The organism is Streptomyces erythrochromogenes (genome assembly GCF_040684695.1).
Classification (GTDB): domain Bacteria; phylum Actinomycetota; class Actinomycetes; order Streptomycetales; family Streptomycetaceae; genus Streptomyces; species Streptomyces erythrochromogenes_C.
On record NZ_JBFBGM010000004.1, the window covers coordinates 208,448 to 221,480 of the forward strand.

General features: G+C 71.8%; 11 protein-coding genes and 1 tRNA gene. 9 read left to right on the top strand and 3 right to left on the bottom strand.

Annotated features, from left to right (window positions below; translation table 11 throughout):
* Window positions 1-19: 19 nt before the first annotated feature.
* Both AB0O53_RS09885 and AB0O53_RS09890 read left to right on the top strand, forming a co-directional pair.
* Window positions 20-700, top strand: coding sequence for an AIM24 family protein (locus AB0O53_RS09885; protein WP_350988431.1), 681 nt, complete (start codon window positions 20-22; stop codon window positions 698-700).
* 17 nt (window positions 701-717) lie between these two features.
* Complete coding sequence (locus tag AB0O53_RS09890; RefSeq protein ID WP_350987996.1) at window positions 718-1,473, top strand: AIM24 family protein; 756 nt, start codon at window positions 718-720, stop codon at window positions 1,471-1,473.
* 96 nt (window positions 1,474-1,569) lie between these two features.
* Here the strand turns inward: AB0O53_RS09890 and AB0O53_RS09895 are convergent, their stop codons facing one another.
* Together AB0O53_RS09895 and AB0O53_RS09900 are read right to left on the bottom strand one after the other, a co-directional pair.
* Window positions 1,570-2,103, bottom strand: coding sequence for an NUDIX hydrolase (locus AB0O53_RS09895; protein ID WP_365194398.1), 534 nt, complete (start codon window positions 2,101-2,103; stop codon window positions 1,570-1,572).
* A complete protein-coding gene (locus AB0O53_RS09900) occupies window positions 2,100-3,539 on the bottom strand; it encodes a zinc-dependent metalloprotease (protein WP_350987994.1) in 1,440 nt (479 codons plus the stop codon). The genes AB0O53_RS09895 and AB0O53_RS09900 overlap by 4 nt, the downstream gene beginning before the upstream one ends.
* A gap of 194 nt (window positions 3,540-3,733) precedes the next feature.
* On the opposite strand from AB0O53_RS09900, the gene AB0O53_RS09905 reads away from it, so the two are divergent.
* From AB0O53_RS09905 to AB0O53_RS09920, 4 genes are all read left to right on the top strand, one after another.
* Window positions 3,734-4,912 carry an SDR family oxidoreductase gene (locus AB0O53_RS09905; protein ID WP_350987993.1) on the top strand — a complete coding sequence of 393 codons (1,179 nt, stop codon included), beginning with the start codon at window positions 3,734-3,736 and terminating at the stop codon, window positions 4,910-4,912.
* 114 nt (window positions 4,913-5,026) lie between these two features.
* Complete coding sequence (locus tag AB0O53_RS09910; protein ID WP_350987992.1) at window positions 5,027-5,488, top strand: molybdenum cofactor biosynthesis protein MoaE; 462 nt, start codon at window positions 5,027-5,029, stop codon at window positions 5,486-5,488.
* A gap of 166 nt (window positions 5,489-5,654) precedes the next feature.
* Window positions 5,655-5,870, top strand: coding sequence for a hypothetical protein (locus AB0O53_RS09915; RefSeq protein ID WP_350987991.1), 216 nt, complete (start codon window positions 5,655-5,657; stop codon window positions 5,868-5,870).
* A 176-nt stretch (window positions 5,871-6,046) separates the two neighbouring features.
* Complete coding sequence (locus AB0O53_RS09920) at window positions 6,047-7,138, top strand: YlbL family protein (RefSeq protein ID WP_350987990.1); 1,092 nt, start codon at window positions 6,047-6,049, stop codon at window positions 7,136-7,138.
* Between the two features lie 34 nt (window positions 7,139-7,172).
* On the opposite strand, the gene AB0O53_RS09925 is transcribed toward AB0O53_RS09920, so the two are convergent.
* Window positions 7,173-7,742 carry a PPA1309 family protein gene (locus tag AB0O53_RS09925; protein WP_350987989.1) on the bottom strand — a complete coding sequence of 190 codons (570 nt, stop codon included), beginning with the start codon at window positions 7,740-7,742 and terminating at the stop codon, window positions 7,173-7,175.
* A gap of 131 nt (window positions 7,743-7,873) precedes the next feature.
* Between AB0O53_RS09925 and AB0O53_RS09930 the strand changes: the two genes are divergently transcribed.
* The 3 genes from AB0O53_RS09930 to AB0O53_RS09940 all read left to right on the top strand — a co-directional run bounded on the left by AB0O53_RS09930 (window position 7,874) and on the right by AB0O53_RS09940 (window position 12,937).
* Entirely contained in the window at window positions 7,874-10,762 is a 2,889-nt protein-coding gene (locus tag AB0O53_RS09930; protein WP_350988429.1) for a UPF0182 family membrane protein, read from the top strand.
* Window positions 10,763-10,814: 52 nt separating this feature from the next.
* Window positions 10,815-10,888, top strand: a tRNA-Met gene (locus AB0O53_RS09935).
* Between the two features lie 192 nt (window positions 10,889-11,080).
* Complete coding sequence (locus AB0O53_RS09940) at window positions 11,081-12,937, top strand: tetratricopeptide repeat protein (protein WP_350987988.1); 1,857 nt, start codon at window positions 11,081-11,083, stop codon at window positions 12,935-12,937.
* Window positions 12,938-13,033 lie beyond the last annotated feature (96 nt).

Sequence of the window (13,033 nt, forward strand, 5' to 3'; positions counted from 1 at the left end):
GGAGCCCGACATGAACGCAATGAACCAGCAGCTCGCGGGCTTCGCCCCGACCCCGGTCACGGCCCGCATGGAGAACCACGGGCGGTCGATGCTCAAGGTCGCCATGCAGAGCGGCCAGGACCTCTTCGCCCGCACCGGCTCGATGGTCGCCTACGAGGGCTTCGTGCAGTACGAGCCCAACCCGCCGGCCGTCCGCCAGATGGCCTCGCAGTGGGTCACGGGCGAGGGCGCACCCCTGATGAAGTGCAGCGGCGACGGTCTGCTGTACCTCGCCGACTACGGCGCCGACGTCGTCGTCATCAACCTCAACAACGACTCGCTGTCGGTCAACGGCACCAACCTGCTCGCCTTCGACGCGCACCTCCAGTGGGGCGTCGAGCGGGTCAAGGGCCTGGCGAAGTTCGCCGGCCAGGGCCTGTTCAACGTCCAGGTCGCCGGCACCGGCTGGGTCGCCCTGACCTCGCGCGGCACCCCGATCGTGGTCGACTGCGGCCGAGGCGAGGACGAGACGTACGTCGACCCCGACGCGCTCGTCGCCTGGTCGCCCAACCTGAAGGTCAAGGGCAAGCGCAGCTTCAAGGCCTCGTCCATGCTCGGCCGGGGCAGCGGAGAGGCCTACCAGATGGCCTTCTCCGGTCAGGGCATCGTCGTCGTACAGCCCAGCGAGGACAGCACCGACCGGCTCCGGGCCCGGGGCTGAGGGGGAGCGGACACATCATGCAGAGCGCACTTTTCGCCCACGCCGAGGCGCAGTCCCAGGACCGGTACACCGTCCAGAACCCGCAGCTGCTGCGGGTCTCGCTGACGGGCTCCGACGACGTACTCGCCCGCAAGGGCGCCATGGTCGCCTACCAGGGGCTCATCGACTTCGACGGCGAGTACCAGAGCAGCAGCCAGCGGGGCGCCCGCCGCCGCACCGGCGAGGGCCTGGACCTCATGCGCTGCTCCGGGCAGGGCACGGTCTACCTCGCCAACCTGGCCCAGTACGTCCACGTCGTGGACGTCGACCAGGAAGGCCTCACGGTCGACAGCAGCTACGTCCTGGCCCTGGACTCCACCCTGCACACCGAGGTCATCGCGGTGGACAGCCAGTACGGGATCTCCGGATCGGGCAAGTACCAGCTCAACATCTCCGGCCGCGGCAAGGTCGCCCTGATGACCTCCGGGCAGCCGTTGATGATGCACGTCACGCCCGACAAGTACGTCAACGTCGACGCGGACGCCATCGTCGCCTGGTCCACCTCGCTGCGCGTGCAGATGCAGGCCCAGACGCACTCCAGCGGCGTGTGGCGGCGCCGCGGCAACACCGGCGAGGGCTGGGAGCTCAGCTTCCTCGGCACCGGCATCGCGCTGGTGCAGCCCAGCGAGGCGCTGCCGCCGCAGAACGCCCAGATCGGACAGGGCGTCGCCGCGCAGTTCGGCATGGGCCAGCACGGCGCCCACGCCCAGAACCAGAACAACGCCTGGAACTGATCCGGGACGGCGAAAGGGGCGGCCCCGTACGGGACCGCCCCTTCGTCATGCCCGGAGCCCGGCGCGGGTCAGAGCCCGGCGCGGGCCGGCCTCGCGTCAGTGCGCGGCGAGCCGTGCCAGGGTCGCCTCCAGCAGCCGGACGACCGAGGCGTCGGCCACCGCGGCCACCTCCTCGTACGGGAACCAGCGCACGTCCAGGGACTCCTCGCTGACCTCTGCCACCGCGCCGGCCGGGGCCAGCGCCGCGTACTGCACGTCCAGGTGCCAGTTGCAGGGGGCCGGGATGGGGTGCCGGTCCAGGCGCACCGGGCCGCCGGGCACGAGGGTCAGCCCGTGCTCGATGCCGGACTCCTCGCGGGCCTCGCGCAGGGCCACCTCCGCCATCGTCGTGTCACCGGGCTCGCAGTGGCCGCCCATCTGCAGCCACATGCCCAGCTTCTTGTGCAGGGTCAGCAGCACCCGCTCGCCCACCGGGTCGATCACGAGCGCGCTGCCCGTGACGTGCCCCGCCGTGCAGGGCTTGTAGACCCCGTCCGGGTGGGCGGCCAGGTGCTCCAGGTAGAGGTCGCGCAGCTCGCTCTGGTCCCCGTAGCCCTTCAGGACCAGGACCGCGTCGTCGTACAGGCTCACTTGTTCTCTTCGCCCTCGTTCTTTTCGCCCTGGCTGTCGCCGTCGTCCTGCCGGCCCCGCTTCTCGGCGGCCTCGCCGAGCATCTTGTCGATCTCGGAGAAGTCCAGCTGCTCGCGGTGCACGAAGCCGTCCGGGTCGTCCAGGTCGGAGGCCGTCGGCAGCATGTCCGGGTGCTCCCACAGCCCGTCGCGGCCGTCCACCCCGCGCGCGTCGGTCAGCGAGGCCCACAGGCGGGAGGCGTCGCGCAGCCGGCGCGGCCGCAGCTCCAGGCCGATCAGCGTCGCGAAGGTCTGCTCCGCCGGGCCGCCCGAGGCGCGCCGCCGGCGCATGGTCTCGCGCATCGCGTCCGCCGAGGCCAGCCGCGGCTTGGCGGCCTCGTGCACCACCGCGTCGACCCAGCCCTCGACCAGCGCGAGCGCCGTCTCCAGGCGGGCCAGGGCGGCCTTCTGCTCGGGGGTGTCCTGCGGCTGGAACATGCCGCCCTGCAGGGCCTCCTGCAGCTGCTCCGGGTTGGACGGGTCCAGCTGGCCGACCACGTCCTCCAGCTTCGAGGTGTCCACCTTGATGCCGCGGGCGTAGCCCTCGACGGCTCCGAAGAGGTGCGAGCGCAGCCACGGGACGTGCGCGAAGAGCCGGGCGTGGGCGGCCTCGCGCAGCGCCAGGTACAGCCGCACCTCGTCCGAGGGAACGCCCAGGTCCTTGCCGAAGCCCTCGATGTTCAGCGGGAGCAGCGCGGCCTTGCCCGCCGGGCCCAGGGGCAGCCCGATGTCGGTCGAGCCGACGACCTCGCCGGCGAGGACGCCGACGGCCTGCCCGATCTGCTGGCCGAACATGGCCCCGCCCATGGAGCGCATCATGCCCAGCAGCGGGCCCGCCATGGCCTGCATCTCCTCGGGCAGCACACCGCCCATGGCCGCTCCGACGCGCTCGGCGACCGGGTCCACGAGCTCCTTCCACACCGGGAGGGTGGCCTCGACCCACTCGGCGCGGCTCCACGCGACGGCCGTGGTGGCCCCGGAGGGCAGCGAGGTCACGCCGTCCAGCCAGTGGTCGGCCAGGCGCACGGCCTCCTCGACGGCCGACCTCTCGGCGATGCCGACGCTGGTGTCCTTCACGCCGTCCGCCGTGCCCTGCGCGACGGTGCGGCGGGCGATGTCCTTGGCCATGTCCCAGTTCACGGGACCGCCCTCGTAGCTGAGCATCTGGCCGAGCTGCTGGAAGGCCGCGCCGAGGTCGTTCGGGTTCATCGAACCGAACATCGCGGCGAACGGATTGTCCGCGCCGCCGGTGCCACCGGCGCCCGGCAGCCCCATGCCGGGGAACCCGAAGGGATTCGCGGGGCCGCCCTGACCGCCCTGGTTGCCCTTCTTGCTGCCTTCGTCGCCGTTGTCCGGCTCCTCCGGCGGAAGGCCGAATCCGAATGGGGTGTCGCTCACGGGTTTCCTCGGCTCGTAGGGCCGCCGGCGGGAGCCGGCGGGCAATGGTCCCGACAACACCACCCAGCGTAGACACCGGAGCCCGCATCCGGGCTCGGTGCTCCGCCGACTCCTGGGCTGCGGCAGGATGGACATCACCTGGTGGGTACGCGTCACGGCGTGTCCCTACTGAAGACAACCGCTGGAGACGCCCGGTGAGTTCCCCAGATCCGCACGTTTCGGATAAGCGCAGCCGCGCTACGCAGGACGACGACCGCCCCGAGCACGGTGACGGCGCCCCCGGCGTTCGCCAGCCGCGAAACCCGGAAGGGCCCCGCCGGCCCAGCCCCGTGATCGCCGTCACCGGCGCCGCCTCGGGCGTCGGCGCGGCCCTCGTCAGCCGCCTCGCCGCCTCCGACGAGGTCAAGCAGGTCGTCGCCATCGACGAGCGGCGCGGGGACTGCGCGGCCGCGCAGTGGCACGTCCTCGACGTACGGGACCCCGCGATCGCCGAGAAGCTGCGCGGCGCGGACGTCGTCGTCCACCTCGCCCTCGACCTGGACCTGGAGACGGATCCGGCGGCCCGCACGGCGTACAACGTCCGCGGCACCCAGACCGTCCTCACGGCGGCCGCCGCGGCCGGCGTGCACCGCGTCGTGCTGTGCACGTCCGCGATGGTCTACGGGGCCCTGCCCGACAACGACATCCCGCTGTCGGAGGACTCCGAGCTGCGGGCCACCGCCGAGGCGACCGGCGTCGGCGACCTGCTGGAGATCGAGCGCCTCGGCCGCCGGGCGCCCCGCGCCCACCCCGGGCTCAACGTCACCGTGGTCCGGCCCGCGGTCCTGGTCGGCGGCACCGACACCGCCCTGACCCGGTACTTCGAGTCCCCGCGCCTGCTCGTGGTCGCGGGATCCCGCCCCACCTGGCAGTTCTGCCACGTCGAGGACCTGGTCAGCGCCCTGGAGTACGCGGCGCTGGAGAAGGTCGAGGGCGAGCTGGCCGTGGGCTGCGAGGGATGGCTGGAGCAGGAGGAGGTCGAGGAGCTGAGCGGCATCCGCCGCATGGAGCTGCCCTCGGCGGTCGCGCTGGGCGCCGCGGCCCGCCTGCACCGCATCGGCCTGACCCCGTCCCCGGCCGGCGACCTCGCGTACACGATGCACCCCTGGGTGGTCAGCGTCAGCGGCCTGCACGCCGCCGGCTGGCGGCCGCGGTGGACCAATGAGGAGGTCCTCGCCGAGCTCCTCCAGGAGGTCGCGGGCCGCCACACCGTCGCTGGCCGCCGGCTGGGCCGCCGGGACGCCGCCACGGCGGCCGGTGCGGCGGGCGCGACGGTGGCCCTGCTCGGCGCGGCCGCCGCGGTCCGTCTGGCCCGCAAGCGCCGCGGGATCTGATCCCGCGGCGTCCGATCCCGTACCGGATCCCTGTAGGAGGCTCCCAAGGCCGGGGCCGCGGGCCGGGCGAATCAGCTATTTCGCCCCGTCGGCGGGTGGGGCACGATGGACGGTATGGCACCGCACTTCGACCACCCCGGCGAGCAGGCCGCCCAGGACCCCGTCCGGCTGCTCGAGATCCGTGACACCCCGCTCTCGATCGACGAGGTCTTCCGGGCCGTCGGCGACGACGCCACGGGCGGCACGACGCTCTTCGTCGGCACGGTGCGCAACCACGACGGCGGGGCGGACGTCGAGTCGCTCGGCTACTCCTGCCACCCGACGGCGGAGGCCGAGATGCGCCGGATCGCCGAGCGCGTCGTGGCCAAGTACCCGGTCCGCGCCCTGGCCGCCGTGCACCGCGTCGGCGACCTCGCCGTCGGGGACCTGGCCGTGGTCGTCGCGGTCTCCTGTCCGCACCGCGGGGAGGCCTTCGAGGCCTGCCGGATGCTGATCGACGACCTCAAGCACGAGGTCCCGATCTGGAAGCACCAGACGTTCGCCGACGGTACGGAGGAGTGGGTCGGCGCCTGCTGACCCGGTCGGCCCGGGCCGGCCGACCCCGGTCGCGGAGCGTGATCGGCGGGCGGGTAGCCTCACACCCGTTCGGCCGCGCAACACGCCCTCGATTTGCGTAACCCCCCCATGGGCACGAGCGTTGAAGCCACCAACGAAACGCACTTCGGGGTAGGGAGACACGCCCATGGCATCTCTGGCGTGGTTGCTGATTCCGCTGTTCGCCGCCATCGGCGCGGCGATATGGGGCAGCTGGGCGGCACGCGACCGCACGCAAGGCGACATATCCGAGCTCGCGGGCTACGCACGGTTCCGCGAAGCCATGGGCAACGGCCAGGGTCACGGCAACGCCGATCAGGTCAGGGCGAAGGCCGAGGCGGCTTCCGCCTCCGACGCCGTCTGACCGCCTCCGACGCGTCCGACGCCGACCGACCCGGCGCGGGGCGTCCGCCCCGCCCGGCTCCGCACCGCGCCACCCCGCGGGACTCCGCTGAGAATCCTCTGAGAGTTTCGCGCACGGACCCCGTACGGACCGGCCCCGAGGGCCGCTCGCCGGGGCCGTCCCGTACTGTCGGATCCATGCCACGCCGCACCGCGACGATGCTCGCCTCCACCCTGGTGCTGTTCGCGCTGCTCTGCGCAGGGGTGTTCATCAAGGTCCCGTACTCCGAGATGAGCCCCGGCCCGACCGTTAACACGCTCGGGGACTCCCACGGCGCGCCGGTCCTCAACATCTCGGGGCGCAAGACGTACCCGACCAGCGGTCACCTCAACATGACGACGGTCCGCGTCACGGGCGCCGACTACGACATGAACCTGCTGGAGGCCGTCTACGGGTGGCTGGCCGGCGACAACATCGTCGTCCCGCACGAGAACCTCTACCCGAACGGCAAGACCGAGGCGGAGTCCACCCAGGAGAACGCCGAGGAGTTCAGCCAGTCGCAGCAGAGCGCCAAGGTCGCGGCGCTCAAGCAGCTCGGCATCCCGGTCACGGCCCGCGTGATCGTCGCCTCCGTGGTCAAGGACAGCCCCTCCGAGGGCCGGCTGCACGCCGGCGACGTGGTCAAGGCCGTCGACGGCGCTCCCGTCACCGCCCCCGAGGACGTGGCCAAGCTCGTCACCAAGCACAAGCCCGGCGAACCGGTCGAGTTCACCATCATTCCCGCCACCGAGGCCGCCGCGGCGGCGAAGGCCGGCCGCGAGCCCACCGGCACCTCCAAGGTCACGATCACCGCCGGCAAGGCGGAGGGCGACGGCCGGGCCATCGTCGGCATCCGGGCCGGCAGCGACCACACCTTCCCGTTCACGATCGACATCAAGCTCGCCGACGTCGGCGGCCCGAGCGCCGGGCTGATGTTCGCGCTGGGCATCGTCGACAAGCTGACCCCGGAGGACCTGACCGGCGGGAAGTTCGTCGCCGGCACCGGCACCATCGACGACGCCGGCAAGGTCGGTCCGATCGGCGGCATCCAGATGAAGACCATCGGCGCCCGCAAGGCCGGCGCGGAGTACTTCCTCACCCCCGCCGACAACTGCGCCTCCGCGTCCTCCGACGTGCCGGACGGGCTGACGCTGGTGAAGGTCTCCACCATCGACGACGCCGTGAAGTCGCTGGAGAAGATCCGCAAGGGGGACACGGCCGGGCTGCCGCAGTGCAGCGCCAAGCCCTGACCGGTCCCGCCTCCCCCGATCCCCTCCCGGGCTCCTAGGCGAAGGTCGCGGCCAGGGCCTCGGCCAGGCCCGGCACCAGGCCCCCGCCGGTGAGGACCTCCGTCGAGGAGTCCTTCTCGCGCAGCCGTACGGCGGACTCCCGCGAGCCGTCGCGCAGCACGGCCACGGTGATCCGGACCTCCTGCCGCTCCGGGTGTCCGGCGACCCACTTCGACAGCTGCTTGTCGTTCAGCCCCTCCGGTACGGAGGCCTCCGCGGACGGCGGCAGCATGAGGCGCTCGACGGTCAGCGCGCACCCGACGACGGCGTCGGGCCAGGCGATCGTGCCCAGGAACTTGTCGAGGGGGGTCCCGGACGGGACCGTGTCCTGCTCGATCGGGGTGAGGGAGCTCTTGCCGGCGTCGTCCGTGTCGAGGCCGAGCTGGGAGGCCAGGCGCGGCTCCTGCTTCTTGAGCCGGGCGGTGTCGACCAGCGCGAAGAGCCGCGCGGGCTTGTCCCAGCCGAGGCCGGCCGCGTACTCGTCGATCTCGAGACAGGCGCGGGTCAGCGGGCTGGCCGCCATGGGGGTGCCGGGGGAAGGCGAAACGTTGGACATGGACAACATCCTGCCTCCTTTCCGCCCCATACCGGGAACTGACCGGAGCCTCAGTAAGTTGCATGAATGGGCTCTACGATCGGGGGTCCGTTCAATACCAGTACTCAGCGACTTTCGAGGTGCGCACCTTGGCTTTCCAGATGCCGGACCGCGGCGGAGGCCCTTCCGGGCCACGGATGAGAGTCGGACGCCCCTCCCGGCGTGCTCGCACTCTCCTCATGACCTTGGGCGTGCTGGCCGTCCTGGGAATGCTCTTCATCATGTTCGCTGGCTTCTGGACGGACTGGCTCTGGTTCCGCTCCGTGAAGTACTCCACCGTCTTCACCACCACGCTGTGGACCAAGATCGGCCTCTTCGCCGTCTTCGGCCTGCTGATGGCCGGTGCGGTCGGGCTGAACATCTGGCTGGCGCACCGGCTGCGGCCGCCGCTCAGCGCGATGTCGATGGAGCAGCAGAGCCTCGACCGCTACCGGATGAGCATCGCCCCGTACAAGAAGTGGCTGCTCCTGGGTATCTCGGTGCTCGTCGGCCTGATCGCCGGGGCCTCGGCGGCCGGTCAGTGGAAGACCTGGCTCATGTACGTGAACGGGGTGCCTTTCGGCACGAAGGACCCCCAGTTCCACATGGACGTGTCCTTCTACACCTTCGACCTGCCCTGGTACCGCTTCCTGCTGGGCTTCGGCTTCGCCGCCGTGGTCCTGTCGGTGATCGCCGCGACCGTCGTGCACTACCTGTACGGCGGACTGCGCGTGACCAGCCCGGGCGCCCGCGCCACCGCGGCCGCGACCGGCCACCTCTCGGTGCTGCTCGGCCTCTTCGTCACGCTCAAGGCGGTCGCGTACTGGCTCGACCGGTACGGCCTCGCCGTGAAGTCCAGCGACTTCAAGGCCGCCGACAACTGGACGGGCCTGCGCTACGTCGACGCCAACGCCTACCTGCCGGCGAAGACGATCCTCGTGGCCATCGCCGCGATCTGCGCCGTGCTGTTCTTCGCGACGCTGTGGCGCCGCACCTGGCAGCTGCCGGTGATCGGCTTCGGCCTGATGGTGCTCTCGGCGATCCTGATCGGCGGGCTCTACCCGGCGATCGTGCAGAAGTTCCAGGTCCAGCCGAACGAGCAGGCCAAGGAATCCCCGTACGTCCAGAAGAACATCAAGGCGACGCGCGACGCCTACGGGATCGCCGCGGCCGAGGTCAAGGACTACCCGGGCGTGCCGCAGACCGAGGACCGCACCAAGCTGCGGTCGGCGGCCGACACCACGGCCAGCCTGCGCCTGCTCGACCCGAACATCGTCTCGCCCGCCTTCCAGCAGCTCCAGCAGGTCAAGGGCTACTACGCCTTCCCGTCCACGCTGGCCGTCGACCGCTACAGCGGCCAGGACACGGTGATCGGCCTGCGTGAGCTGAACATCGGCGGCATCCCGAAGAACAACTGGATCAACGACCACTTCAAGTACACGCACGGCTACGGCGTGGTCGCGGCCAAGGGCACCACCGTGAAGGACGGCGCCCCCGACTTCACCCAGTCCGACCTGCCCTCCAAGGGGATGTTCGGCACGGACTTCGAGCAGCGGATCTACTACGGCGAGCAGACGAAGCAGTACTCGATCGTCGGCGGACCGCAGAAGGAGCTCGACTACTCCGACGACAAGGGCGAGAAGGAGACCAGCTACAAGGGCGACTCCGGCGTCAACCTGGACAACCCGGTCAACCGGGCCGCCTACGCGCTGACCTTCAGCGAGCCGCAGATCCTGTACTCGGGCGCCATCGGCGACGGCTCGCGGATCCTCTACAACCGCACGCCCAAGCAGCGCGTCGAGGCCGTCGCCCCGTGGCTGACCATCGACGGCGCGCCGTACCCGGCCGTGATCGACGGCCGGATCAAGTGGATCGTCGACGCCTACACGACCACCAACGGCTACCCGTACGCCTCGCGCACCACGCTGGGCCAGTCCACCGCGGACTCGCTGACCAACAGCCAGCGCGCGGTGGTCGCGCAGGAGAACCAGGTCAACTACATCCGCAACTCGGTGAAGGCCACCGTCGACGCGTACGACGGCTCGGTGGACCTCTACCAGTGGGACACCCAGGACCCGGTCCTGAAGACCTGGATGAAGGCGTTCCCGGGCACGGTGAAGGCCAAGAGCGAGATCGACAAGCCGCTCATGGACCACCTCCGCTACCCGCAGGACCTCTTCAAGGTCCAGCGCGAGCTGCTGACCCGGTACCACGTCACCGACCCGCAGACCTTCCTCAGCGGCAGTGAGGCCTGGGCGGTCCCGGACGACCCGACGACCAAGGCCGGCACGGCGGTTCCGCCGTACTACCTGTCGATGAAGATGCCGGAGCAGAAGGAGAAGGACCAGGTCTTCTCGCTCACCACCACGTTCACGCCGAACGAGCGGCCCAACCTGAGCGCCTTCATGGCGGTCAACGCCGATCCGGGCACCCCGGACTACGGCAAGATCCGCATCCTGAAGATGCCCACCAGCAAGCCGCCGGAGGGCCCCGGCCAGGTGCAGAGCAAGTTCCAGTCCGAACCGAAGATCGCCGAGTCCATCCGCCTGCTGCGCGGTGGCGACTCGGAGATCGAGTACGGCAACCTGCTCGCCGTGCCGCTCGACGGCGGGATGCTCTACGTCGAGCCGGTCTACGTCCGCAGCTCCGGCCTCAAGTACCCGCTGCTGCGCAAGGTCCTGGTGACCTACGGCAACCAGACGGCCTTCGAGGACACTCTGGAGAAGGCGCTGAACGTGGTCTTCGGTGCCGAGGCGCCGACCACGCCGGTGCCGCCGGCGCAGCCCCCGGGCGAGGGCACCGTCACGCCCCCGACCAACCAGGACCCGACGGTCAAGGCGGCCCTCGCCGACGCCCAGAAGGCGATCGAGGAGGCCGAGAAGGCCAGGCAGTCCGGTGACTGGACCGCCTTCGGCAAGGCCCAGGACGACATCAAGGCCGCGCTGAAGCGGGCGATCGAGGCGGAGGCGAAGGCAACGCCCCCTCCCGCGACCCCCGCCCCGGGCGGCTGATGATCAAAGAGTGAGGGCTCCGTCCCGCGTCGTGATAGTGTGGTTTCACCGACGCGGGGTGGAGCAGCTCGGTAGCTCGCTGGGCTCATAACCCAGAGGTCGCAGGTTCAAATCCTGTCCCCGCTACTGAAAACGAAGGCCCGGATCCATGGGATCCGGGCCTTCGTCATGTCCGGACGGGACACGCGGTAGCTGAGGTGGGTGAGTTGGGGCAGGAGCGTGTTTGACTTACCTCACTGTGGGCATGTCGACAAAACGCCGTAGTGACCTCACTGACTGCGACATACCAGGTGTACGCGGGTAGCAGGTGATGCGACGATGGGATTTATGGGGGACAGGTCAACTCTGCTGGAGACAGGGCGGTTTGTGAGGGCGCAGGCCGAAGCGGGCACAGGAGCCAACGAGTCGGCACCCGTTGCCGACACGCAGACCGCGCTGACCGATGCGGATTTCGCGCAGGAGATGTTCGCCGAGACCGACGCGGCGAGCGACGCCGAGCTGGAGGCCCGGCACCGGGTGGCCGCCGACAAGGGCGACCCCGGTGCCATGAGCGTGCTCGGCGCGCTGCTGCTGCGCCGCGGTGACCTGGACGGCGCCGAGCCGTACCTGCGCGGGGCCACCGCGGAGGGGGACCGCGCCGCCGCCAACAACCTGGGCGTCCTGCTGCTCCAGAGGGGCTACCCCGACGAGGCGGCCGGCTGGTGGCGGGTCGCCGCCGTGGCCGGATCCGCCCCCGCCGCGCACGCCCTGGGCCGCCACTTCCGCGAGCGCGGGGACGAGCCGGCCGCGGAGTACTGGATGCGCCAGGCGGCCGAATCCGGCCACGCGCTGGGCGCGTACGGGCTGGCCGACCTGCTGGAGCACCGCGGGGACAGGGGCGTGGAGCGGTGGTTCCGCGCCGCCGCCGAACAGGGCCACCGCGAGGCCGCCTACCGGCTGGCGAGGCACCTGCGCAAGGGCGACCCCGCCGAGGCCGAGCAGTGGTACCGGCAGGCCGCCGCCCGCGGGCACCGGCGCGCGGCGCTGCACCTGGGCGCCCTGCTGGAGGCGCGCGGGGAGCTCAAGGAGGCCGGGCGCTGGTACCTGACCTCCGCCAAGCAGGGCGAGGCACGGGCCGCGTGCGCGCTCGGCTTCCTGCTGCGCGACGCCGGCGACGAGGAGAGCGCGGCCGCGTGGTGGCACCGGGCGGCGAAGGACGGCGACGGCAACGCCGCGAACGCCCTGGGCGCGCTGCACGCCGCGCGGGGCGAGACGCAGACCGCGGAGCGCTGGTACCGGACCGCCATGGACGCCGGAGATCAAAACGGGGCGTACAACCTTGCTTTGCTGTGCGCCGCACAGGACCGGACGGCGCAGGCCGAGCAGTGGTACCGGCGCGCCGCCTACGCCGGCCACCGCGAGGCGGCCAACGCGCTGGCCATCATGCTGCTCCAGGTCGGCGACGCGGCGGGGGCCGAGCCGTGGTTCTCGAAGGCCGCGGAGGCGGGCAGCGTCGACGCCGCCTTCAACCTCGGCATCCTCTTCGCCAGCCGCGACGAGGACCGCACGGCGCTGAAGTGGTACGAGCGGGCCGCCTCGGCCGGCCACACCGACGCCGCCCTCCAGGTCGGCATCGCGCTGGTGCGCGACGGGGAGGAGCGGGCCGCCGAACGGCACCTGCGGTGCGCGGCGGGCGGCGGCAGCGCGGAGGCGGCGTTCCGCCTGGCCGCGCTGCTGGAGTCGCTGGCCCCGCCGCCGGAGCCGCCGGCGCTGGGCGAGCCGGTCGGCAGCGCCCCGCGCACCGAGAGCGAGGAGTGGTACGAGCGGGCCGCCGAGCTGGGGCACCGCCGGGCCCAGGTGCGCGTGGGCATGCTCGCGGCCGCCCGCGGCGACATGGAGTCGGCCGCCCGCTGGTACCGGGAGGCGGCCGAGGCCGGGTCCCGCAACGGCGCGTTCAACCTGGGGCTGCTGCTGGCCCGCGAGGGCAGCGAGCCGGAGGCGGCCCTGTGGTGGACGCGCGCCGCGGTGGCCGGGCACGGCCGCGCCGCCCTGCGGCTGGGGCTGCTGGCGGCCCGCCACGGCGACCTCGCGGAGGGCCAGAAGTGGTGCGCCCGCGCCATGGAGCTGGGACCCGCGGAGGTCTCGGAGCGTGCGGCCCGGCTGCGCGAGGCCCTGGCGGAGGAACTCTCGGCCTGACCTGCGGCCCGGCCGTCGGCCCGCCGGGGTCGGGCCGCAGGTCAGGCCCCCGGTCAACCGATTTGCATCTGCCGGGGGCCTTCACGTAACGTTGGG